Raw genomic sequence first — 21,613 nt, 5'->3', positions numbered from 1 at the left:
CCTCCAAAAGTGCCTTCCTGATCTCTGCGCTTAACCCAAAAGCCTTGTCGGGTTCAACCAGCTTTCCCTATGAGGTCCATCACTGCGCAGAGTTACCAACGGGTTTACCAGAGGCCGCGGGCGCGGGCCAGCCGTCCGACCGTCAGTGCCACCTTCAGCACCCACGCGTCGCGTGATTCGGCGGCGTGGCGGCCGGTGAGTTCGGCCGCCTTCCGCAGCCGGTACCGGACGGTGTTCGGATGCACGAACAGCGTCCGCGCGCAGGTCTCCAGGACGCCGCCGCTGTCGAGGTAGGTCTCCACCGTCCGCAGCAGTGCCGGGCCCGCCTCCTCCAGCGGCCGGGCGATCTGCTCGACGAGCAGGCGTTCCGCCTCGGGGTCGCCGGACAACGCGCGTTCCGGCAGCAGGTCGATCGATCTCGCGGGCCGTGGCGCGCCGGGCCAGCCGACGACGGCGCGCAGGCCGGAGAGCGCTTCGGTCGCGCTGTGGTGCGCCTCGGCGAGGGTGGGCACCGTCGGCCCGGCGACGACCGGGCCCTCGGCGAAGGCGACGGACAGCTTGGTGAGGATTTCGCGGTCCTTGACGCTGCCGTCGGTGGGGCCCGCGACGACCACGACCAGGCGGGAGCCCTGCACCGAGAGCAGGACGGGACGCCCGACCCTGGCGGCACGGCTGCGCACCTCGAACACCACGGCGGGCGGATCGTCCGACGTCGGGGTGCCGACCAGCGCGGTGGCGGGCGCGGCCGGATCCCAGCCGAGCGCGGCGGCGCGGGAGAGCACCGCCTCCTCGGCGTCGCCGCGGACGATGCCGTCGACGACCAGCGCTTCCAGCCTCGCGTCCCAGGCGCCGCGCGCCTCGGCGGCGGCCGCGTAGGAGTTGGCGGCGGCGAACGCGATCTCCCTGCCGTAGCGCAGGATCCCCTCGATCAGCGCGGCGCGTTCCGCCTCGTTCGCGGCGAACTCCGGCAGCTGCTCCTCGAACACCTCGATCGCCAGCCGCACCATGCCGACGGCCTGCCGCAGGCTCACCCAGCGGGACAGTTCGGCAGGCGCGTCGCGGAACGCTTCGGTGGTGAGTGAGAGGGCTTCCTTCGTGTCTCGGAGCCAGTCGACGAAACCGGCGGCACCCGCCTGGGTGATCAGCAGGACGCTCGCGCGCTGGTCGGCGGGGAGGCGGGCGAACCAGCTCAGCCGCTCCTCCATCACCGCCACGCTCGCGCTCGCGAGCCGGCCGGAGGCGTGCTCGAGCCGCCGGAGGGTCTTGGCGGACAGCCCGTGGTGCTTGGGGACATGCCGTCCGGAAGTCGCATCAGCCATGGTCAGCCGATCCTAGTCCGCCCGGCCGAGGTGGCCCTCGTCCTGCGGTACTACCGGCTTCGCGTCCGAAGTGGACAGACGTCGCGTGATACGCGGCGATGAATGGTGAAAGGTGTTTGCATAAAACTCGAGGCCGCCCGGCGCTTGCGTTTTACGCCGCGCCGAGCGGCCTCGTCTCCCCGGTCCCCACCGGTAGAACAAGTATGCGACTTGTGGATCTTTTCCCGCTAGTTCACTCACTCGATCGTGGGGTGCCGAGTTGCCGGTCAGGTGCCCGTGATCAACGATCCCTCGCAAGCCGCGCCGGGTTCGGCGCGGATGCGCCGAGGAGGGAGTTCGCCGTGGGCGAGCAGCTGAAAGACGGTCTGGGGCAAGCATGGAACCTTGTCGCCACCTTCGTGCCGAAACTGGTCGGATTCCTGATCATCCTGCTCATCGGCTGGTTGATCGCGAAGGCCGTGTCAAAGGCATTGGGACTGGTTCTGTCGAAGATCGGTTTCGGCAAGCTCATCGAGAAGACCGGCCTCACCGGAACGCTCAAACAAGCGAATGTCGACGCGGGCGGGATCCTTGTCAAACTCGTGTACTACTTCATTCTCCTGATCGCGCTGCAACTCGCGTTCGGCGTATTCGGTGAGACCAATCCGGTCAGCGCGCTGCTCAACGAGATCATCGCGTTCCTGCCGCGCATCCTGGTGGCCCTGGTGCTGGTGATCGTCGCGGCCGCCATCGCGAAGGTCGTCCGCGACCTGGTGACCGGCGCGCTGTCCACGCGGCCCGCGGGACGGCTGCTCGGCACGGTCGCCTACTGGCTGATCATGGCGTTCGGCATCATCGCCGCGCTCGGCCAGGTGAACATCGCGACCGCGGTCACCGGACCGATCCTGGTCGCCGTGCTGGCCACCATCGGCGGGGTGATCGTCGTCGGCTTCGGCGGTGGCCTGATCAAGCCGGCGCAGGACCGCTGGCAGGGCTGGCTGGCCAACCTGCAGGGCCAGCTGGAGGCCGGAAACGGCAAGCAAGAGGTCCGTTCGGAGCCGCCGACTTCGCCCGTCGGGATCGGTCGCGTAGATTCCTGATCATCCCGGGGGCCCGGTGATCGAGGAAGGCACCGGGCCCGCGTGGAGCTGAAGGGGCCCTTCGCCGCATAACACGCGGCGAAGGGCCCTTTCGTCACATCTCACGCGGGCAAAGTCCCCTTCGGCTACTCCACCTCAGCGGCTCTCGAGCCCGTCCCCTGTTCCGCACCTCACACTCTCTAGGGAATGGTGCCGCGGCGGAGCATGTTGGAGCGGGAGACGGAGAGGGGCGAGGACGTGGACTTCCTGCTGCACAACGGTGTCACGGTGCTCGGACAGTGGATCTCCTTCGCCGAACTGGCGGGGCAGATCTTCGCGCTGGCCGTGGTCTTCCTGGCACAACGCCGCACGTTGTGGACCTGGCCGGTCCAGGTCGGCGCCACCGTGCTGTTGTTCTCCGTCTACCTCTCCGCGCACCTCGGCGGGCTCGCCACCAGGCAGGTCGCGATCCTCGCCATCTCGATCTACGGCTGGTGGGCCTGGTCCCGCCGCAGCGACCCGGTCTACGGCGTCGTCGTCCGCAAGGGCCGCCTCGGCGAGCGCCTGGCGATGCTCGGCGCGTTCGCGATCGGCACCACCGCGATGGCTCTGGTCCTGGACGCGCTGAACGCCTCGTGGGCGCCCTGGCCGGACGCCGCGATCTTCGTCGGCACGCTGGTCGCCTTCGCCGCGCAGGGGGCTGGTCTCGTCGAGTTCTGGCTGGTGTGGCTGGTCGTCGACGCGATCGGCGTGCCGCTGCAGCTCTCGTCGGGCCTGTACTTCTCCGCCGCGGTCTACATCGTGTTCGCCGGGCTGGTCGTCCACGGCTGGTGGAGCTGGAACCGGACGGCGAAGCAGGTCCGCACCGAGGTGGTCAGCGCACCGTCGCGTGTGAAGGCTTGAGGTCGGCGAGGGTGCGGACGCCCAGCAGCTGCATGGTCCTGACCATCTCGGCGCGCAGGATGTCCACGCACCGCTGAACGCCGCGCTCGCCCCCGGCCATCAGGCCGTACAGGAACGCGCGCCCGATGAGCACCGCGTCGGCTCCGCGCGCGATCGCGGCCACGATGTCGCCGCCGGAGAGGATGCCGGTGTCGACCCACACCTCGGCGTCGCCCTGGATCTCGTCGAGCACCGCGGGCAGCAGTTCGATCGGCGTCGGCGCGCGGTCGAGCTGGCGCCCGCCGTGGTTGGACAGCAGCACCGCGTCGGCGCCGTGCTTGACCACGTCCCGCGCGTCGTCGACGTTCTGGATCCCCTTGACCACGAGCTTGCCGGGCCAGGTTTGGCGGACCCGGTCGAGGTCGTCGAAGTTCAAGGTCGGGTCGAAGAGCTGGTTGAGCAGTTCGGCGACCGTGCCGTCGAAGTGGCTCAACGACGCGAAGGTCAGCGGCTCGGTGGTCAGCAGGTTGAACCACCACGCCGGATGCATCGCGCCGTCGACGAACGTCTTGAGGGTGAGCGCGGGCGGGATGGTCAGCCCGTTGCGGACGTCGCGCAGCCGCGCGCCCGCGACCGGGGTGTCCACCGTCAGCATGAGCGTGTCGAACCCGGCGGCCCAGGCGCGATTCATCAGATCTTCGCCCGCCTTGTGGTCGCGCCAGACGTAGAGCTGGAACCACTTGCGAGCCTCCGGCGCGGCCGCCGCGAGGTCTTCGATCGACGTCGTCGCCATCGTCGACAGCCCCATCGGGATCCCGTTGCGCTGCGCGACCCGGCCTACCGCGGACTCGCCCTCGTGGTTCATCATCCGCGTGAACCCGGTCGGCGCGAACGCGAAAGGCAGCGCCGAACGCTTGCCGAGGATCTCCTTGCTCGTGTCCACATCGGACACCCCGCGCAGGACGTTCGGGTGGAATTCCACGCTGCGGAAGGCTTGCCGGGCGCGGCGCAGGCTGTCTTCCAGCTCCGCGGCGCCGTCGGTGTAGTCGAACGCCGCCCGGGGCGTCCGCTTGCGGGCGAGCATCCGCAGGTCGGCGATCGTGTGCGCGCCCGCCAGCCGTCGCTCGGTCGGATTGAGCACGATCGGCTTCGGCCGCAGGATCTGCTTCAGCTCACTCGGCTTCGGCAGTCGACGCTTCGTCACACTCGCTCACCTTCTCGATTCGCCCCCGGAAACATCCGATGTCTCACTCTAGACCGGTCGGTGCCGGATGCAATGAAAGGCCCGTTACTTGCAAAATTTGCAAGTAACGGGCCTTTCATAGCGTCGCTACGCGCTACCGGAGTCCGACAACTGCGGTCCCGCGGCGGTGACGTCGTCGAGGCGGTACTTGCGCGCCGCCTCGGCCACCTTCGCCTGGTCGACCTCGCCGCGCTTGGCGAGCGCGCTCAGCGTGCCGACCACGATCGACTGCGCGTCGACCAGGAACTTCCGCCGGGCGGCGGGGCGGGTGTCGGAGAACCCGAACCCGTCGGTGCCCAGCGTCAGCATGTCGTTCGGCACCCACGGGCGGATCAGGTCCGGGACGGCGCGCATCCAGTCCGAAACCGCGACGACCGGTCCGCTCGCGCCGGACAGCTTCTGCGTGATGTACGGCACACGCGGGGTGTCGCCCGCGTGGAGCAGGTTGTCGTGGTCGACCTCGACGGCTTCGCGCCGCAGCTCGGTCCACGACGTCGCCGACCACACGGCCGCGCGTACGCCCCACTCCTCGGCCAGCATCTGCTGCGCCCGCAGCGCGTCCGGCATGGTGACACCGGACACCAGGATCTGCGCCTCCGGGCCGTCGCCCGACGGGGCGTCGGCGTAGCGGTACAAACCCTTGAGCAGGCCGTCGACGTCGAGGTTCTCAGGCTCGGCCGGATGCTGGTACGGCTCGTTGTAGATCGTCATGTAGTAGAAGATGTTCTCGCCGTTGCCGTCCGGCCCGGTCTCGCCGTACATCCGGCGCAGCCCGTCCCGCACGATGTGGGCGATCTCGAACGACCACGCCGCGTCGTAGGCCACGACGGCCGGGTTGGTCGCCGCGAGCAGCAGCGAGTGCCCGTCCGCGTGCTGCAGGCCCTCACCGGTCAGCGTGGTGCGGCCGGCGGTGGCGCCGAGCACGAACCCGCGGGCCATCTGGTCCGCCGCCGCGTAGAGGCCGTCACCGGTCCGCTGGAACCCGAACATCGAGTAGAAGATGTAGATCGGGATCATCGGCTCGCCGTGCGTGGCGTACGAGGTGCCGACGGCGGTGAACGACGCGGTGGAGCCCGCCTCGTTGATGCCCTCGTGCAGGATGACGCCCTTTTCGGACTCCTTGTAGGCCAGCATCAGGCTCGCGTCGACCGACGTGTACGTCTGGCCGTGCGGGTTGTAGATCTTGGCCGTCGGGAACATCGAGTCGAGGCCGAAGGTGCGCGCCTCGTCCGGGATGATCGGGACGATCCGCTTGCCGATCTCGGAGTCCTTCGCCAGCTCGCGGACGAGCCGGACGAACGCCATCGTGGTGGCGACCTCCTGCTTGCCCGAGCCCTTCCGGATGCCTTCGTAGACCTTGTCGCCGGGCAGCACGAGCGCCTTGGAGGCCTTCGGGCGGCGCTCCGGCAGGAAGCCGCCGAGCGCCTTGCGGCGGCCGATCATGTACTCGATCTCCGCCGAGTCCTTGCCGGGGTGGTAGTACGGCGGCAGCTTCGGGTCGCGCTCGAGTTCCTCGTCGCTGATCGGGATGCGCTGGGCGTCCCGGAACAGCTTGAGGTCGTCGAGGGTGAGCTTCTTCATCTGGTGCGTGGCGTTGCGGCCCTCGAAGGACGGCCCGAGGCCGTATCCCTTGATGGTGTGGGCCAGGATCACCGTCGGCTGGCCGTGGTGCTCCAGCGACGACTTGTAGGCCGCGTAGACCTTGCGGTAGTCGTGGCCGCCGCGCTTGAGGTTCCAGACGTCGGCGTCGGTGAGGTCCTTGACCAGTTCCTTGGTCCGCGGGTCGCGGCCGAAGAAGTGCTCGCGGACGAAGGCGCCGTCGTTGGCCTTGTAGGTCTGGAAGTCGCCGTCCGGCGTGGTATTCATGAGGTTGACCAGGGCGCCGTCGCGGTCCGCGTGCAGCAGCGAGTCCCACTCGCGGCCCCAGATGACCTTGATGACGTTCCAGCCGGCGCCGCGGAAGTACGACTCCAGCTCCTGGATGATCTTGCCGTTCCCGCGCACCGGGCCGTCGAGCCGCTGCAGGTTGCAGTTGATCACGAAGGTCAGGTTGTCGAGGCCCTCGCTCGCGGCCACGTGGATGAGGCCGCGCGATTCCGGCTCGTCCATCTCGCCGTCGCCGAGGAACGCCCAGACGTGCTGGTCGCCGGTGTCCTTGATGCCGCGATCGCGCAGGTAGCGGTTGAACCGCGCCTGGTAGATCGCGTTCATCGGGCCGAGGCCCATGGACACGGTCGGGTTCTCCCAGAACTCCGGCATCAGCCGCGGGTGCGGGTACGACGGCAGGCCGCCGCCCTCGCCCGCGTGCGAGAACTCCTGGCGGAACCCGTCCAGCTGGTTCTCGGTCAGCCTGCCCTCGAGGAACGCGCGAGCGTAGATGCCGGGGGAGGCGTGACCCTGGATGAAGATCTGGTCGCCACCGCTGGAGTGGTCCTTGCCGCGGAAGAAGTGGTTGAAGCCCACTTCGTACAGCGCCGCGGACGAGCCGTAGGTCGAGATGTGACCGCCGACACCGACGCCGGGACGCTGCGCGCGGTGCACCATGATCGCGGCGTTCCACCGGATGTAGGCGCGGTAGCGGCGCTCGATCTCCTCGTCACCGGGGAACCAGGGTTCGTTCTCGGTGGGGATGGTGTTGACGTAGTCCGTCGACGTCAGCGCCGGAACGCCGACGTGGCGTTCCCTGGCCCGCTCGAGGATGCGCAGCATCAGGTACCGGGCGCGCTGCTGACCACCCCTGGCCAGCGCCTCGTCGAAGGAATCCAGCCATTCGGCAGTCTCCTCCGGGTCGATGTCGGGCAGGTGCGCCGCCAGTCCGTCACGGATGACGCGGACGCGTGCCGGGGTCTCCTTGCCGGAGGCGCCGTCGTTCTGCGGGGCCAAGGGGTCTCCTTGCGAAAGGTGGTAGCTGGTTCTGCTCGTACGCGGACGTGTCGCCTTCCATCGTCGTCCTCCGGTTCCGTTCGCGTCACCGCTACTGATCGGTAACGTTCGCGTACCCGATCGCGACACGTCTCGCGCGCGCCTGTACTCGCGCGCGCGTTTTCTCTCCCACCCTAAAGCAGGGTGTTCGGCGGTGCCCAAGTGCGCCTGAATTGACCACCCACGAGTGGGCCGAATGTCCGTACGCTGCGACACGAGTTGTTCAAGATCCGGTGTGGACGGTTGCGCGCAGCGCCTCACCAGTGTTCGCTAACGGGCATCGTGTACCCGAGTGTGGTGCCCGCCCGGTCGATCCGGCCGAGGCGACACCACGCTCCGTCGTAGTTGGAGGAGTGACAGCAGTGGTCGCCGCGGGAGACGCTGATCAGAGCAGCGTCGCCGAAAGGCTTGGGATCAAGCCGGACATGGTGGTCCAAGAGATCGGCTGGGACGAGGACGTCGACGACGACCTCCGAGCGGCGATCGAGGAGCAGATCGGCGGCGACATCCTCGACGAGGACGCCGACGAGGTCATCGACGTTGTGCTGCTTTGGTGGCGCGAGGACGACGGTGATCTCGGAGACACGCTGATCGAGGTCCGGACCCCCTTGAACGAGAACGGTGTGATCTGGGTACTGACCCCGAAGACGGGACAGCCAGGGCACGTCGAGCCGAGCGAGATCGCCGAAGCGGTGCCGCAGGTCGGGTTGGCGCAGACGGCCAACATCAGTGCGGGCCCGAAGTGGGCAGGCACCCGGCTGGTATCGCCGAAGTCGTCCAAGACCAAGCGGTGACCTCCGGAGCCGCGCGATCGACACGATAGGGTTGTCGTCGCAGGCCCCTGTTCGCTCTTTGAGAGGAAACCGCCGGTATGGCCGTCGAGGTCGGATCGCAAGCCCCGGACTTCACGCTCAACGACTACAACAAGCAGGCCGTGAAGCTGTCGTCCTTCCAGGGTGACAAGCCGGTCCTGCTGGTGTTCTACCCGTTCGCGTTCAGCGGTATCTGCACCGGCGAGCTGTGCCAGCTCCGCGACGAGTTCGCGGACTACGACGGCGAAGGTGTCCAGGTCATCGGTGTGTCCGTGGACACCCCGTTCTCGCTCAAGGCGTGGGCCGAGCAGGAGGGCTACCAGTTCCCGCTGCTCTCGGACTTCTGGCCGCACGGTGAGGTCGCGAAGGCCTACGGCGTCTTCAACGAGGCGGCCGGCCTGGCCACCCGCGGCACCTTCCTGATCGACAAGGACGGCGTCGTGCGGTTCGCCGAGGTCAACCAGCCCGGCGAGGCGCGCGACCAGCAGGCGTGGAAGAAGGCCGTGGCCGCCCTGGCCTGAGTCTTCACCGGTGGCACCCGTGCGCGGGTGTCACCTTCCGGGCGCATAGCTCAGCGGGAGAGCACTCGGTTTACACCCGAGCGGTCGTAGGTTCGATCCCTACTGCGCCCACCATATAGGTCTTATTCACACCGTTAGCAAACAAAACGACGTCACCTTGTGTGACGTCGTTTTTGCTTTCTGTCACGTCGTGATGGGCATCACACAATTCGCCAAACATCCCGGCTGCTATCTGGGCCATCGCGTTGGTGCGGGCCACGGCGCGATCCTGGCCCGTCGTGGCGTCCCCTGTCGCGTCGCCCCCGCGATCTCGGGTGGCCGATTGGCCGGGGGCGAGCAGGACCGCGAACGGCTCTGTCAGCTCGGCCTGTTTCACGGTTCCATCTCGGCCGATCAGCAGCTTCACGAAGAAGCCTTGATTGATCTGGCGCCGGATGGCGGGTGGCGCCGTGGCGTAGGCGCGGTGGCAGTGGCCCGCTGCGATCAGCGCGGCGGACAACGTGGTCTCCACGTCGGCGGAAGTGGCACTCGCGGCTTTGATCTCAACTTCAGCTTCGGCCAGTGCGCGGGTGAGCCGGTTCATCTCCGAACCGAGCAGATCTTGCGGTACGGCCCCGGCGTAGTGGGCCTGGAGGAGTTTTTGGCGTTCGTCGGTGAGCCGGGTCCTGCGCTTCGCTGCTCGGGTCGCGTTTTGCGTGGCCTCCACCTGTCGCTGGGCTAGTTCGCGGCGCACCCCAGACCGGATTTCGGTGCCCGGCGATGTCCGATAGCGCTTGGCCAACTGCTGGGCGGTGGGAAGAGCCGCGTGCCACGGTGAGCTTTCGTTGGTCAGCTCACGCCTGATGAGGTGGGCAATCACCTCAGGGAGGGTGGAGCGGTGGGCTCCGCGGCCGATGATGGGACTGGACATTTACCGTTCTTCTCGGTGAGGGCTGTTGAGTGGGTCGTCAGGCAACGCCTCCAACGCCTTAAGCACCCGCCGCATCAGTGCGGGATCTGGCGGGGGCAAAGGCTGCCGAGGGGAGGGCGTCGGCGTTCGCGGCGCGGGGCGGGGCTGGCGCTTCGGCAACGCCACCGGCGGCAGCCGCTGCGTCGGCACGTCCTCGGGCGAGACCACCGGCAGAACTTCCGTGGGTGCTTCGGCCGCCTGCTCGTCGGCGCGTTCCTGGCGAACCCGCGCGACAATGGCGTTGACGTGCCACGGGTCGCCGCCCTGCTGGGTCCCGATGCGAGCCCGCCGCCGGGTTCGCAGCAGGTCCGCCACCACCCACCGGATGACCAGCCCCACCGGCAGCGACAAGATGACGAGGGCGTAGACGCCCCACCAGGTCATGGCCCCGGTTGGTCGGGCGGCTCGAACAGGTCCGGCCCCTCCGCGGGCGCCGGCGGGGTGTCCAGCTGGGCTGGTAGCTGAAGACCGGAGGACGCCGGGATGACACCGCTCTCCTGGTGATCCGCGTGGCTTTCAAGCAGTTCGGCCAGTCCCGTCAGTAGTCCGGCAAACTGGCGCTGTCGGTCCGGCGACAAGGTGCCCGCGAGCAGCTCGGTCGTCACCTGGGGGACGTGCTTGGTCACGCCGGTCAGGGCCCGGACGAGTTCGGCGGTCTGGCGGTTCACCGGCGGACCTCATCTGTCAGGACGCGCAGGGAGGAGCCGGTGCGGCGGATGGCCGCTGCCAGCTGCTTGATCTCCTCGGGCTGGCGCGACAGATGCCGCTTCTCCACCACCAGGGCCAAAGCGGCCTCCGGGAATTGAAGCACGTCGAGCAATCCGGTGAAGCCGGGTCGAATCAGCTGGTGGGCGCAGGGCCCGACATCGCGGAAGACCGCGCCGAGCTGCCAGCTGCGAGTCGCCGCCCACCAGCGGAGCAGATCGCCGCACGCGTCGGCGTATCCCGGTTCGGGTCGAGCCGTCCGCACATAGCCGTACACCAGCACCGGTTTCGTCGCCGGAGCCGCCGCCGCGCGCTCCTGGAGCTGCGAGGCCAGCCGCCGGAGTTCGGGAAACTCTGGCCTCATGGCTAGAACCCCTCCCGCAGGCGGTACGCCAAGCGGGCCGAGCGGCACGGCCACGGCTGGTCGCAGCTGACGCAGCGACCGGACAACGAACTGGCCTCCGGCGGCGGGGCGTGCAGCTGGAGATACAGAACGATTAAGGCGTACAGCTGCGCCGGTTGCGGTACCCGTGGCTGCGGCACCACAGTCAGGCCGTTGCGGCCGCGCTGCCAGCTGGCTGGGACAACCAACTGAGCGGTGGTGAGTGTCCGTCCGGTCATGTGCCTGTCCTCTTCGTCCTTGTCGGAGCGGGTGGACGACACACCCAGCGGCCGGGACGAATGACCACGAACAGCGGTATTGCATGCGGGAGCCGTCCGGGCCGGGGAGAGGCGAAGATGTGTCAACCGACCGCCGGGATGCCGTAGATGACCTTTGCCGGGCGGATACCGCCGGACCATGGCGCGAATCCCGCAGATCTTGTTCGGGAACCTTGCATACCGGGGTCTGACCTGCGGTAATGTGGCGTCGCTACGATACGTACCGGTTAGGACACCCATGGCAATCAAGCGTGTTGGTCTGGCCCGGACCCGTAAGGCCGCCGGGTACACCCAAGAGACGCTCGCCTATGCCCTGAACGTGGACCCCAGCACGGTGAATCGCTGGGAGAGCGGCACAACCGAGCCCTTGCCGTACAAGCGACCGAAGTTGGCGCGGCTGCTGCGCATCTCGGGTGCACGGCTGGAGACGTTGCTACGCGAGGGTTCGGCCGAGTCGCCGCCTGCGTCCCGGAAACCGCGCGCGGTGGTGGTCACGGCGCAAACCAGCAGCCCGCCGTCCACGTCGAACGTGACTCCGACCTATTCAGCGTCGCTTGACGACGCCCTCACCAACCTCGCCGCCATTGCGCAGGCGGACGACAGCGGCTTCGTCAGCCCCACGGCGAGCACATTCGCCGACGACCTCCCCGCCGGAGCCATCCTGTCGTGGTTGGTGGGCGCAGCCCGCAATGACGTGTTGCCCTCCGGCCGCCCGGCGACAGTGCGCGACATCGACGAGATTGTCACCACCACCAAGACGCTGGACAACCTGGACCGCCAGTTCGGCGGCGACTACAGCCGCGGCCTGGCCGTCAAGTACCTCACTGGCCGTGTGCTGCCGCTCCTGCGCAGCCCAGCTTCGGCCTCCGTGCGTCGCGAGTTGTTCCAGGCCGCGGCCGTGTTGTGTGAAGTCATTGGCTACATGGCCTACGACGCCCAGCTGCACGGGCTGGCTCAGCACTACTTCGTCCAAGCGCTTCGTTTGGCCAAGGAAGCCGACAACCCGACGTACGGCTCATTTGTGCTCGCCACCATGAGCCACCAAGCTCTCTACCTCGATCGGCCCGATCAGGCCTTGACGCTGGCTCAGGCAGCGCAGCAGAGCGCGCAGTCCGGTTCGCTGGCGGCCGTCACGACGGAGGCGGCCATGCTCGAAGCCACGGCCAGCGCCGCGCTCGGCGATCACAGCGGCAGCACCGACGCTCTTCGTCGGGCTGAAGTCTCGTACCACCGGCACCGTCCGGCGGACGAGACGCCCTACTGGATGGCTCATTGGGACGACGCCGTGTTTGCCAGCTTCGCCAGCACCACGTGGCTTGATCTCGGCGATCTCGCAGCTGCTGCACCGTACCTGGATGTGTTGTGGGGCAACACGCGTCAGCAGGTCCGACGGCAAGTCTTCGCAGCCGGCCAGCTGGCCAAAGCAGCACTGTTGGAGCAAGACGTGGAGCGGTCTGTGCACTATGGCACCATGGCGGCCGAAGCCGCTGCGGCCGCCAAGTCGAAGCGCTCGCACCAAATCGTTCGTGACCTGCTGGCTCGTCTCGACGGGCATCGACAGCTGCGTCCGGTGCGGGAGCTGACAGACAAGGTGGCCGCGCTCCTACCAAGCGAGGCACCGTGAGCGAAGAGCAGCCCAACCACTGCGGCGACCGTGTGGTGTTCGCGCATGACCTGCGGGACGAGGGTGAGCCGGAAGCCGAGTTCAACCCCGGCATCGCCGAACGGCTGCCCCGCAAGAACGTGGCCGCTGGCGCACTGATTCGCGACGAAGCTGGACGGGTGCTGTTCGTATCGCCGACCTACAAGCCGTTTCTCGAAATCCCCGGCGGCCTGACCGAAGATGAGGAATCGCCGCTGGCCGCCTGCCGCCGTGAGGTCCGTGAAGAACTCGGCATTGACCTGACCGTGGGGCGGCTGCTGCTCGTGGATTGGATGCCGACGCACGGAGTGTGGCGCGACAGTCTTCAGCTCATCTTCGACGGCGGCGAGCTCAGCGAAGAGCAGATCAAGCACATCCAGCCGGCGGCGGACGAACTCAGCCGCTTCGAGTTCCTGGAGCTCGACGCCGCCAAGCTGCGGCTGCGGCCGTCCATGGCTCGGCGGGTTGAGCTGGCCCACCGTGCGCTGATCGATGGTGATGCGTTGTACGGGGAGTTTGGGCGCGGAGCCTAACTCAAGGAGGTGGCAGTCCACCTCAGCATAAGCGTCGAAGTGATCAGCTGACGCCTCAACATGGCAGGTGCCCTGACGCACGTGGCGCGGATGCGACATATCGTCATGGGCTAGCAACGCCTCGGGTGACGCTGAGCCGTTGGACGATGTACCGGTGTACGACTCGTTCTTTTCGAGTTGAGTTCGCAGCTGCGTAGATGTGGTCAGGTCGGGCATCAGACTGAACAGATCGCGCCCAGGTAGACGAGTGGTAACAAACCACTACACGCCGTAACGATTGCCCGCCTCGATCCCGAGTGCTTACATAGCTGGGTTAGACAAAATCAGAGCATGGCCAACTCGGCGCGAGGAGGCGAGGGCACCAAAGCCCTCATCCAACGGCTTCGTGAGGTGACATGACAATCTTGGAGACGTTAATCGTTCACGATGGCCGTCTACCGGGTGGGCTCGGAGCAACGGTGCTAGCGCGCTTGCTGCGCCGATCGAAACAGGCTGTCACACTTGAGTCGCTGGGAGCCGGGCGAAGTGCTACCTCTTTTTGGCATGACCATATCGAGACAATCCTCCAAAGGCCGGGGGCTGGCGAAGCAAGAATAGTGATCTTCGGCTTAACTTTCTATGATCTGGACCCCGCGCTATGTGTAAGAAAGCTGCGGCTCTTGCTGGATAAGTATGCCGAAGTTGAAATTTGGTCGCACCGCTGGCCAGACGGATACCATGAGCACCTTAATGATCAAACACTTCCCGAGATTAGGATTCTGATACCACCGGACGATATCGTCTATGGCCCGCTAGGGGTGGATCTCCAGGCTCATGAGAAGTTGCTCCTGCGCTATTCTCTCGTTTCAGCTAGGGCGATACCCGCCAATCACTCCAGCTCTGACCTTGACGATACGAGATCGTTAAAGAAGTGGATTGACTCTGATCCAGAAATCCACTGGCGCCTCCTTCTTGAAAGTCAGCCGCTGGAACAGGTAGTCGATACGGCAACGAGCGAATCTTCTTTGATGAATATTTCCGAGGGGGTTGAGTACCTCGAGAACTACGATGGCGAGGACGTAACGGTCGAGATCAAGATCCTTGGTAGCCGCACAACTCAGGAAATTGAAATTCTTGAGGGAATCTGTGACGTGGAGAACCCTCCATCCTCGACGGTCTTTTTGGTTTGGTTAGGCGACGATCGTGTTTTGCTATATCGACGTGATCTTGAGGCGGCTCTTCCATCTCTTCGTTGGCTGATTGAGAATCGTTACTCGTCCGAAGTGCCTCCCGTCATAGCAGGTAAGCACTACGGCACCCAAGATGCGGTGTACTTCAAGATTGATGACAGTGCAGGGTTTAGACGAACGTGGGGGCGTAAGCTAAAAACTCTGGCAAGAACGCTCGCGGCCGCACAAACGGGTGGCCGCTACCTCACTGCGGGGCTCGCACGAGATCTAGCCGACCTAGCAAACGGCGTTTTTTCGGCAGTCGACCTGCGTGGGTCGTACACAGATAATTCGCAGCCAAAGATCGAAGTCGTCGCCACGGATCTTTATGAGCTGATACATACTAGTAGCCGTACGAACGAGAAGCGTAAAACCCTGACGGTACCAGTGCAAGTGCATAGCGCTGAAGCTACAGCCTTCCTATTCCGAGATGGGGGGTATAACCTTCAGAAGGCTGAAATGCTCCTTGAAGGTGCCGTGACCGGACTTGGGAAGAGACGTTTGCCGTGGTTGGGCAATCAGAGTATTCCGCGCCGCCTTCGAGTCGATATACGCCCTCCAGTTCCTGGTCACGACAGTGGCGAGTATATGGCTGCTGTGCGGGCTGCACTTTCTGCACCGCGAATGGGGACACTTCACGCGGATAATGGTTACGTTTCCGGAGACTCGGTAATCGGAAAGTTTCTCAACTATTGCGGAATGAACTCGCTTGTCTGTTTTAATGAGTCGGAAACCATCGGGCCCTCCGTTGCGCATGCAATGACACTGCACGCTGCTGCGACGGCGATCAAGGATGGGACCCCTGGAGCAATGGTTCTCGACCTTTTTTCAGGGAGCGGTGTAGCAAATAGATTGCTTTCAAAACATAGTCATTCAGTGATATCTGTTGATCTCTATGTTGCTGCAGGGGCTGTGCAAGTTGCCCCAGATGGAGGTGATGGTTTGTGGCTGCAGACCGATGCTCGTGCAGTACTAAAAGATTCAAATCCCTTGATAGAGCAGAAATTTGATGTAATCGGACTCGATCCGCCGCACGCTGAGCTTTTAGACCTACTATTTGGGGCGGCCGAACATCCTTCTTTAGTCCAGCTATGCGCAAAACGTTCCGATTTGATCGTCATGTATCAGGGGCACACGACGCAAAGGGGGCGTCTTGCGTTGGTGCGCGCTGGCCTTGCTCAGGCTGGCTGGCCCAACGTTGCAGTCTTGCAGGTCGAAGAAGAACTGATCGTACTTGCCGCTACAAAGAATATCGCCAGTGAGAGATTTCGAATGCTGACAACGCACGTGATGTCCGACATAATAAGCTTCGCCTTGCGGCACATAGGCGAAGTCAATGTATCAGAGGTTAAGTGACCCGGATCACAAGCCTAGTTAGAGAGGGTGATAAGATATGATCACTTAACTATATTTGCATTAATGCATGAAGGGCGTAAGTGTGCCTCCTGAAGGTTCTGGCTTTCAACGACCGGATGGCTTTGCCGAACTTCCTGCTGACCGACAGGGCAGCCAGTCTGTCGTGTCCGTCCGTGGGCGGCGCGATAGTGCGCAAGTTCTTAAGCGAGCTGCCCTCGGGCGGGGTCTTACTATTCATGAGGCTCAAGTCGCTGTGGTCAACCTGGGTATCTACCGAGATGAACTCAGTCTTGGCGGCTGGAATATTCCCGCAGTGGCTGAAACGGCAATCGTCGGCAATGGTGAAGCTGTCGAAGTATGGATTACCGATCAATATGTACCTGGTGGTGATATTGCGACACTTAGCTTCAGGGACTCTAGGGTTCGTAAAGCGTTACTGCAGATCGTTGGCACCCTTTCCTCGGTTGTCTGTCAACCATCTTCGATAGTCGCTAATAAGACAACAAGGTTATCCGCGATGCCCTATGGTATCGACCTTAAGCCAAGCAATATTATTGTCCATCCAAGAAATGGGTTGGCATACTTGGTTGATACATTCCCTCCCTTAAACCTTTCCGAGAATGGATCGTTCGCATTCTACAACTCCAAAGTGCATAAGTTTTCAGAAGATATGCTGATGGCCGTATGTGCGACTCGCGAGGGATCCATTCTTCGGTTTTGGCGACTCCTTGAACGCCAGTGGGGTCTTGGTGTTGCTGACGCTCAGGGCATGAGACAAGTACTCGCAGAGATCTTGCACGAGTCGCCAATGCCCCAGTCAAGCGTCAAAATTATTCTAGAACAGATAGAAACGAACTACTCACTGTTGGATCTCTACTACACAGGAGTGCTGCGATCCAGTGCGGATTAGCTTGGTCTTAGGTGAAGGTTCCTTTGTGGAAGATTCAGCGTTCGCGCTCGTTTGTGTCTCGCATCCGGATGCCAACTTCCATGAGTTGTCGCTGCACGATGGTCGCCGTCGTGTCGAACTTTTCGGCAACCCGAGCTAGCGACTAGCCTGATCGATAAGGCCTGCCGACCTCGGGTACGTCGTCCGGATGAAAGTCTGGAGATTTAGGATTGATGCCCCCGATACCGAAGGTGGTTACGAACGGCGCCCAGCTTTCACCGAATCGTGCGGCTAGTGCGTAGACCGTGCGGCTGAACGTCGCCCGCCCGGTCGTAGCTGGATGCCTGCTCGCAGTAGATGTACCCGGATCGTGGTGTCACTGACTCCGTACCGTCTGGCGAGATGCTCAAGAGTCGCGCCGTCGCGGTAGAGCTGACCAGCCTCCGAGATCATCTTGACTGTGAGCCGGAGCTGTCGTGTGTCTATACTTCGAAGCTCAAGGTGGCGGCCAACGGTGCAGCGAGCTACTCCGAATGTGGCAGCAAGCTGGAGGACTGTAGCCCCTGAGCGGTAACCGTCAACCAGCGCATCCACCGCATCAGGGCGTAACTGGCGGGCGCTGCGGTGCTTGACCGGCTCAGCAGGGGAGAGGCTTGGTAGGTCGGGCCAGGCCGCAGCCATTTTCAGCAACCGTTGAACTTGATGAGACGGGTGTGTAAAGACCTCAACTCCGCCCACCAACCGCGCTTATCGAAGCCCTGATCGGTGAATCTTTCGCCGGTCGGGGTTTCTTTGTGTAAGCCGCCTCTGGCGTCGTCAAACGTCGTCCGGCAGCTAGGTGACGTTCTAGCCACGAGCGGCCATCCCTCGTAACAGCAAGCGACAGCGTGTCGACCTGTAGGCATCGTTGTCGAGGTGTTTGAGCAACAGGGAGCTTGCAGGAACGGAGAGCGGCATGACGGACGTCGGCACCAAGGTGCGTGCATGGTTCACAGGTATCCTGCTCGCCATCATGACGGGCTGGTTGGTCGTGGTCGCCCTCACGCTCGACATTCCCATAACCAAGGCCGCCGATGGATCGGTCCTGGATGTATTCGAGCGCTCCAAGGATGTCCTGTTGGTGGTCACGCCGTTGCTGACCACTGCTCTCGGCTACTGGTTCGGCTCCGCTGGCCGACACGAAGCCCAGGACGCCGCCAAAGCGGCTCGCGTTGAGGCCGAAACGGCGCAAGGGCAACTCGCTGGCGTCCTCGACAGTTCTTCGGAACCTGGCTTGCTGGTCAAGGCCAAGGAGGCGAATCCTGCAGTGTTCCCGACCGTACCGCCAGTCGGCCAGAACGATCCGAGCCCGAATCCGGCCGAGGTGGCCGGCGCTGGTAATCAGCCAGTGAGCCCACCCCAGAATTCTGGGGCCAAGGACAAAGGCTGGCGAAAGTGGTTGCCGGGCAACCGGTAGGTCTTTCTGCTGCCGGCTTCGCCGGGGTAGCCGTTCCTTGTCGCTGGGGGTGACCGGTCCAGTCACGCGAGACTGTGTGGATTTCTGGTCATCCAACGCACCAAAATCCACACAGTCGGCGGTAGAGGTCCGGTGTCGCGTAGAGCCGCAGACCCCACCACACTCAATTGCTACCTCGGTGCCTGGAAACCGCCGATCTCCTGCTCCAGGAGTTCGGCCAGCCGCAGCGGGGTGCGGTCCTCGAACATCGGGCCGATGAGCTGCACGCCCACCGGCAGGCCCTCGGGAGACCGGCCCGCCGGGATGGCAGTGGCCGGTAGGCCGGGCATGGTGGCCACACCGGCCATGACGAGCTGGTCGAAGTACGGGTACTCGACGCCGTCGATGTCGATCCGGCGTGCCAGCGGATCCGGATTGTGATCGTGCGGGAACGCGGGAGTGGGCGTGATCGGGCACACCACGGCGTCGAATTCGGCGAAGAACCGCCGCCAGCCGTGACGGTGGAGCTCGCGGCGGGTGTTCGCCTCCATCCAGTCGCGGTGGGTGAACACCATGGCGCGCAGCCGCGTCGCGTCGAGGCTCTGGTCGTCCGCGCTCAGTTCGGCGGCGCGGGCCTGCAGCTGCTCGTACCCGTCGACGGGGAACCGTGCGACGGAGCTCGAGAACATCAACTGCGTGTAGAGCGTCGCGGCTTCGGTCAGATCGGGCAGCAGCGGGGTGTGCCGTTCGACGCGGGCACCGCCGTCGGCGAGCGCGTCGGCCACCCGGTTCACGCCCGCCCGCACCGCGGACCCGGTCGGGATGAACGGATGCTCCTCGATGATCAAGACCCGGAAGTCGCGGAGCCGCTCGTGGCGCGCGGGTGGCAGCGTCACGTGGTGTGCCTTGCCGAGCGTCAGCGGATCCGTTCCGGTCATCACGTCGAGCAGGAGCGTGAGGTCGCGGGCGGAGCGCGCCATCGGCCCGACGACGGCGAGGTCGAGTTCGATCGGCAGGGGAGGTGACGGCGGCGCGACCATGCCGCGGGTCGCCGCCAGCCCAAGGGTCGGCTTGTGCGCGTAGATGCCGCAGAAATGCGCGGGGGTGCGCAGTGAACCGGCGAGGTCGGAGCCGAGGGACAGCGCGCCGAATCCGGACGCCAGGGCCGCCGCCGATCCGCCGGAGGAACCACCCGGCGTGCGCTCGTGGTCCCACGGATTGTTGGTGGTGCCGTAGATCTCGTTGAAGCTCTGGATGTCCTGCAGCCCCAACGGCACGTTGGTCTTGCCCAGCACCACCGCGCCCGCGGCCTTGAGCCGCGACACCTGGACCGCGTCCTCGGCGGGCACGTAATCCCGGTGCGGCGGCATGCCCCAGGTCGTGGGCAGCCCGGCCATGTCGTAGGACTCCTTGACCGTCACCGGGATGCCGAGCAGCGGCCGGTCTTCGCCGCGGGCGAGCGCTTCGTCGGCATCTCGCGCGGCGGCCCGCGCACGGTCGAAGTCCGGTACACAGATCGCGTTGATCGTCTTGTCGTCGCGCTCGATACGGGCGATCGCGTCGTCGGTCAGCTCCGCCGAAGTCACGTCACCGGCACGCAAAGCGGCCGCGAGTTCTTCGGCCGTGTGAAAGTTCCACTCCATGAAAATCGACCGTACGGGCACCTTGAGCAGGTCATAAAATGCCGTTTCGCGCAAACGGCCACGCCCACCGAAAACCCGGAGACACCCCGCCCTCGCGGGGATACCGTCGCCGCATGCGCGACACCCTGACGTGGCGGCCGCTCGCCCGCGAGGACGCCAAGGCGTCGGCCGACCTCCTCAACGCCATCGAGACCGTGGACGGCATCGGCGAGAACTACACCGAGGAAGACACCCTCCAGGAGTTGATCGACCCGTACGCGGACCTGGATCGGGCGAGCCTCGCCGCCTTCGACGGCGACGTGATGGCGGGCTACATGAAGATCCGCTTCAAGCCGTCCGCGGAAGAGGTCCATCGGGTTTTCCTCGACGGTGGAGTGCATCCCGGGTATCGCCGTCAGGGGCTCGGAACCGCGCTCGTCGACGCGGGGGTCGAGGCGGCCAAAGTGGTGCACGCGCTGCATCATCCGGCCTCGAAGCTCGTGGTGGACGTCAACCGGCCCGAGCGGATCACCGGCCTGGCCGAGCTCCTCCGGAGCCGGGGATTCGCGGCGGTGCGCTACTTCCAGCGCATGGAGCAGCCGCTCGGAGGCGCGCTCGGCGAGGTGGAGATCCCGGACGGGTTCCGGATCGAGCCGTGGTGGGAGCGGAACGACGAGGACTTCCGGAGCGTCCGGAACGAGGCGTACCGGGATTACTGGGGTGCGGTGCCGATGCCCGTGGACCTGTGGAAGAACAAGATCACCAACCAGACCTTCCGGCCCGGGGTGAGCTTCCTGCTCCGGGAGGTGGCGACGGGCGCACCGGTGGGAATGCTGGTGACCATGTTCTGGGAGGCCGACACGGAGGCCACCGGTGTTCGCGACGCGCACTTCATGCTCGTCGGAACGCTCCGGGAGTACCGGAGGCGGGGCATCGCTGGAGCGCTGATGGGGCACGCGCTGCGGGCCGCCGCCGAACAGGGCTACCACCGTGCCAGCTTGAACGTGGACTCGGCGAGCCCGTCCGGCGCGTTCGGGGTCTTCGAGAAGGCGGGCTTCGCGCCGACGATGCGGTACGTGCGGTGGGCGCTCGAAATTTGAGCCGTAGACACGTGAAGGCCCCTCCACTCGACTGAGCCGAGTGAAGGGGTCTTCACGCACCCCCAGCCCCCTGTGGAACGTCTTGATCTTCGGCGGTCTGGTCTGCCCCCTCGGCAGGCCAGACCGCCGTGCGCCGCGCCGCGGGTGGCGAACTTTCGGCTGCACAAGACAAGAGACGGTCGGGACTGCCCAGATACATCAAGATCGGCGGCCAAAGGAGTGACATCGGTGATCACGGAAAGCGACTAGGCCCGGGTGAGCCTGTTCGCCAGGGTCGACATCGTGTAGGTCCCGATGCCCATGACGACTTCGAGGGCGTTCCGCTCGGTGTAGCCGTGTCCGAGGAAGGTCCGCAGCGTCTCGTCGCCCACGCCGCCGGCGGTTTCGAGCACCGCCAGCGTGAACTGCCGGACTGCTTCCAGGCGCTCGTCGGGGACGGGCTTCTCCGTGCGAAGCGCCGCGATGACGTCGTCGTCCGCGTGAAGTCCTTTCAGCTTGCCGGTGTGCATCTCGATGCACACTTCGCAGCCGTTGCGCGTCGCCACGGTCATCACGATCGTCTCCCGCGCGAGCGGTTCGAGCGTGGTCTTCTCGAAACTCGCGCTGAGCTTCAAGAACCCGTCGAGCAGCTCTGGCGACGACGCCAGCCGGGCGACTGCGGTGGGGAGGTGGCCCAGATGCCGGATGGTCGCCTCCATCGGGCGACGCGAGGCTTCGGGCGCGGTTTCGAGGGTGTGATCGGTGAACAAGGCAGCCC

The 21,613-nt window shown here is 65.1% G+C and carries 19 protein-coding genes and 1 tRNA gene; 12 read left to right on the top strand and 8 right to left on the bottom strand.

Annotation, left to right across the window (positions count from 1 at the left end; all coding sequences use genetic code 11):
- Window positions 1-104 precede the first annotated feature (104 nt).
- Entirely contained in the window at window positions 105-1,319 is a 1,215-nt protein-coding gene (locus tag ACZ5IK_RS09315; RefSeq protein WP_465487288.1) for a PucR family transcriptional regulator, read from the bottom strand.
- 341 nt (window positions 1,320-1,660) lie between these two features.
- On the opposite strand from ACZ5IK_RS09315, the gene ACZ5IK_RS09310 reads away from it, so the two are divergent.
- Both ACZ5IK_RS09310 and ACZ5IK_RS09305 read left to right on the top strand, forming a co-directional pair.
- On the top strand, window positions 1,661-2,398 hold the full coding sequence (locus ACZ5IK_RS09310) for a mechanosensitive ion channel family protein (protein WP_101609558.1): 738 nt from the start codon (window positions 1,661-1,663) through the stop codon (window positions 2,396-2,398).
- Window positions 2,399-2,635: 237 nt separating this feature from the next.
- A complete protein-coding gene (locus ACZ5IK_RS09305) occupies window positions 2,636-3,280 on the top strand; it encodes a nicotinamide mononucleotide transporter family protein (protein WP_465487643.1) in 645 nt (214 codons plus the stop codon).
- Here the strand turns inward: ACZ5IK_RS09305 and ACZ5IK_RS09300 are convergent.
- Both ACZ5IK_RS09300 and aceE read right to left on the bottom strand, forming a co-directional pair.
- The gene (locus ACZ5IK_RS09300) at window positions 3,252-4,463 is read right to left on the bottom strand and encodes an alpha-hydroxy acid oxidase (protein WP_465487287.1); all 1,212 of its coding nucleotides are present in this window, start codon (window positions 4,461-4,463) and stop codon (window positions 3,252-3,254) included. The two genes, ACZ5IK_RS09305 and ACZ5IK_RS09300, sit on opposite strands and share 29 nt — an antisense overlap.
- Before the next feature lie 126 nt (window positions 4,464-4,589).
- Window positions 4,590-7,385 (bottom strand): pyruvate dehydrogenase (acetyl-transferring), homodimeric type, encoded by a 2,796-nt coding sequence (gene aceE / locus ACZ5IK_RS09295; protein WP_465487286.1) that lies wholly within the window; start codon window positions 7,383-7,385, stop codon window positions 4,590-4,592.
- 401 nt (window positions 7,386-7,786) lie between these two features.
- Here aceE and ACZ5IK_RS09290 point away from each other — a divergent pair, with 401 nt between their 5' ends.
- From ACZ5IK_RS09290 to ACZ5IK_RS09275, 4 genes are all read left to right on the top strand, one after another.
- Window positions 7,787-8,218: a DUF3052 domain-containing protein gene (locus ACZ5IK_RS09290; protein ID WP_034311133.1), complete on the top strand. Its 432-nt coding sequence runs from the start codon at window positions 7,787-7,789 to the stop codon at window positions 8,216-8,218.
- Between the two features lie 77 nt (window positions 8,219-8,295).
- Window positions 8,296-8,757, top strand: coding sequence for a peroxiredoxin (locus ACZ5IK_RS09285; protein WP_101609554.1), 462 nt, complete (start codon window positions 8,296-8,298; stop codon window positions 8,755-8,757).
- A gap of 39 nt (window positions 8,758-8,796) precedes the next feature.
- Window positions 8,797-8,871 (top strand) — tRNA-Val (locus ACZ5IK_RS09280).
- A 76-nt stretch (window positions 8,872-8,947) separates the two neighbouring features.
- On the top strand, window positions 8,948-9,478 hold the full coding sequence (locus tag ACZ5IK_RS09275; RefSeq protein ID WP_465487285.1) for a hypothetical protein: 531 nt from the start codon (window positions 8,948-8,950) through the stop codon (window positions 9,476-9,478).
- Window positions 9,479-9,667: 189 nt separating this feature from the next.
- Here ACZ5IK_RS09275 and ACZ5IK_RS09270 read toward each other — a convergent pair whose 3' ends face one another.
- The 3 genes from ACZ5IK_RS09270 to ACZ5IK_RS09260 are packed head-to-tail and all read right to left on the bottom strand — an operon-like array spanning window position 9,668 to window position 10,775.
- Window positions 9,668-10,090 carry a hypothetical protein gene (locus ACZ5IK_RS09270; RefSeq protein ID WP_465487284.1) on the bottom strand — a complete coding sequence of 141 codons (423 nt, stop codon included), beginning with the start codon at window positions 10,088-10,090 and terminating at the stop codon, window positions 9,668-9,670.
- Window positions 10,087-10,374 (bottom strand): hypothetical protein, encoded by a 288-nt coding sequence (locus ACZ5IK_RS09265; protein ID WP_465487283.1) that lies wholly within the window; start codon window positions 10,372-10,374, stop codon window positions 10,087-10,089. Before ACZ5IK_RS09265 ends, ACZ5IK_RS09270 begins: the two co-directional genes overlap by 4 nt.
- Entirely contained in the window at window positions 10,371-10,775 is a 405-nt protein-coding gene (locus tag ACZ5IK_RS09260; RefSeq protein WP_465487282.1) for a recombinase family protein, read from the bottom strand. The genes ACZ5IK_RS09265 and ACZ5IK_RS09260 overlap by 4 nt, the downstream gene beginning before the upstream one ends.
- Window positions 10,776-11,309: 534 nt before the next feature.
- Here ACZ5IK_RS09260 and ACZ5IK_RS09255 point away from each other — a divergent pair.
- The 5 genes from ACZ5IK_RS09255 (at window position 11,310) to ACZ5IK_RS09235 (ending at window position 18,155) form a co-directional block, all read left to right on the top strand.
- Window positions 11,310-12,695 (top strand): helix-turn-helix domain-containing protein, encoded by a 1,386-nt coding sequence (locus ACZ5IK_RS09255; RefSeq protein ID WP_465487281.1) that lies wholly within the window; start codon window positions 11,310-11,312, stop codon window positions 12,693-12,695.
- On the top strand, window positions 12,692-13,246 hold the full coding sequence (locus ACZ5IK_RS09250; protein ID WP_465487280.1) for an NUDIX domain-containing protein: 555 nt from the start codon (window positions 12,692-12,694) through the stop codon (window positions 13,244-13,246). The genes ACZ5IK_RS09255 and ACZ5IK_RS09250 overlap by 4 nt, the downstream gene beginning before the upstream one ends.
- Window positions 13,247-13,641: 395 nt before the next feature.
- The gene (locus ACZ5IK_RS09245; protein ID WP_465487279.1) at window positions 13,642-15,810 is read left to right on the top strand and encodes a hypothetical protein; all 2,169 of its coding nucleotides are present in this window, start codon (window positions 13,642-13,644) and stop codon (window positions 15,808-15,810) included.
- Between the two features lie 67 nt (window positions 15,811-15,877).
- Window positions 15,878-16,720 carry a hypothetical protein gene (locus ACZ5IK_RS09240; RefSeq protein ID WP_465487278.1) on the top strand — a complete coding sequence of 281 codons (843 nt, stop codon included), beginning with the start codon at window positions 15,878-15,880 and terminating at the stop codon, window positions 16,718-16,720.
- Between the two features lie 934 nt (window positions 16,721-17,654).
- A complete protein-coding gene (locus ACZ5IK_RS09235) occupies window positions 17,655-18,155 on the top strand; it encodes a hypothetical protein (protein WP_465487277.1) in 501 nt (166 codons plus the stop codon).
- 170 nt (window positions 18,156-18,325) lie between these two features.
- Here the strand turns inward: ACZ5IK_RS09235 and ACZ5IK_RS09230 are convergent, their stop codons facing one another.
- On the bottom strand, window positions 18,326-19,777 hold the full coding sequence (locus ACZ5IK_RS09230; RefSeq protein WP_465487276.1) for an amidase: 1,452 nt from the start codon (window positions 19,775-19,777) through the stop codon (window positions 18,326-18,328).
- 113 nt (window positions 19,778-19,890) lie between these two features.
- On the opposite strand from ACZ5IK_RS09230, the gene ACZ5IK_RS09225 reads away from it, so the two are divergent.
- Window positions 19,891-20,856, top strand: coding sequence for a GNAT family N-acetyltransferase (locus ACZ5IK_RS09225; protein ID WP_465487275.1), 966 nt, complete (start codon window positions 19,891-19,893; stop codon window positions 20,854-20,856).
- Window positions 20,857-21,101: 245 nt separating this feature from the next.
- Here the strand turns inward: ACZ5IK_RS09225 and ACZ5IK_RS09220 are convergent, their stop codons facing one another.
- On the bottom strand, window positions 21,102-21,605 hold the full coding sequence (locus ACZ5IK_RS09220) for a carboxymuconolactone decarboxylase family protein (protein ID WP_465487274.1): 504 nt from the start codon (window positions 21,603-21,605) through the stop codon (window positions 21,102-21,104).
- Window positions 21,606-21,613 lie beyond the last annotated feature (8 nt).

This window comes from Amycolatopsis sp. NPDC031561, assembly GCF_055580625.1.
Note: the sequence above shows the minus strand (reverse complement) of the source record. Positions and strands in the feature narration are given on the sequence as shown.

Excerpts from the sequence above, each read along its gene's own strand:
- ACZ5IK_RS09315 (WP_465487288.1), bottom strand. The coding sequence starts at position 1,319 with ATGGCTGATGCGACTTCCGGACGGCATGTCCCCAAGCACCACGGGCTG.
- ACZ5IK_RS09285 (WP_101609554.1), top strand. The coding sequence starts at position 8,296 with ATGGCCGTCGAGGTCGGATCGCAAGCCCCGGACTTCACGCTCAACGAC.
- ACZ5IK_RS09270 (WP_465487284.1), bottom strand. The coding sequence starts at position 10,090 with ATGACCTGGTGGGGCGTCTACGCCCTCGTCATCTTGTCGCTGCCGGTG.
- ACZ5IK_RS09260 (WP_465487282.1), bottom strand. The coding sequence starts at position 10,775 with ATGAGGCCAGAGTTTCCCGAACTCCGGCGGCTGGCCTCGCAGCTCCAG.
- ACZ5IK_RS09255 (WP_465487281.1), top strand. The coding sequence starts at position 11,310 with ATGGCAATCAAGCGTGTTGGTCTGGCCCGGACCCGTAAGGCCGCCGGG.
- ACZ5IK_RS09245 (WP_465487279.1), top strand. The coding sequence starts at position 13,642 with ATGACAATCTTGGAGACGTTAATCGTTCACGATGGCCGTCTACCGGGT.
- ACZ5IK_RS09240 (WP_465487278.1), top strand. The coding sequence starts at position 15,878 with ATGAAGGGCGTAAGTGTGCCTCCTGAAGGTTCTGGCTTTCAACGACCG.
- ACZ5IK_RS09235 (WP_465487277.1), top strand. The coding sequence starts at position 17,655 with ATGACGGACGTCGGCACCAAGGTGCGTGCATGGTTCACAGGTATCCTG.
- ACZ5IK_RS09230 (WP_465487276.1), bottom strand. The coding sequence starts at position 19,777 with ATGGAGTGGAACTTTCACACGGCCGAAGAACTCGCGGCCGCTTTGCGT.
- ACZ5IK_RS09225 (WP_465487275.1), top strand. The coding sequence starts at position 19,891 with ATGCGCGACACCCTGACGTGGCGGCCGCTCGCCCGCGAGGACGCCAAG.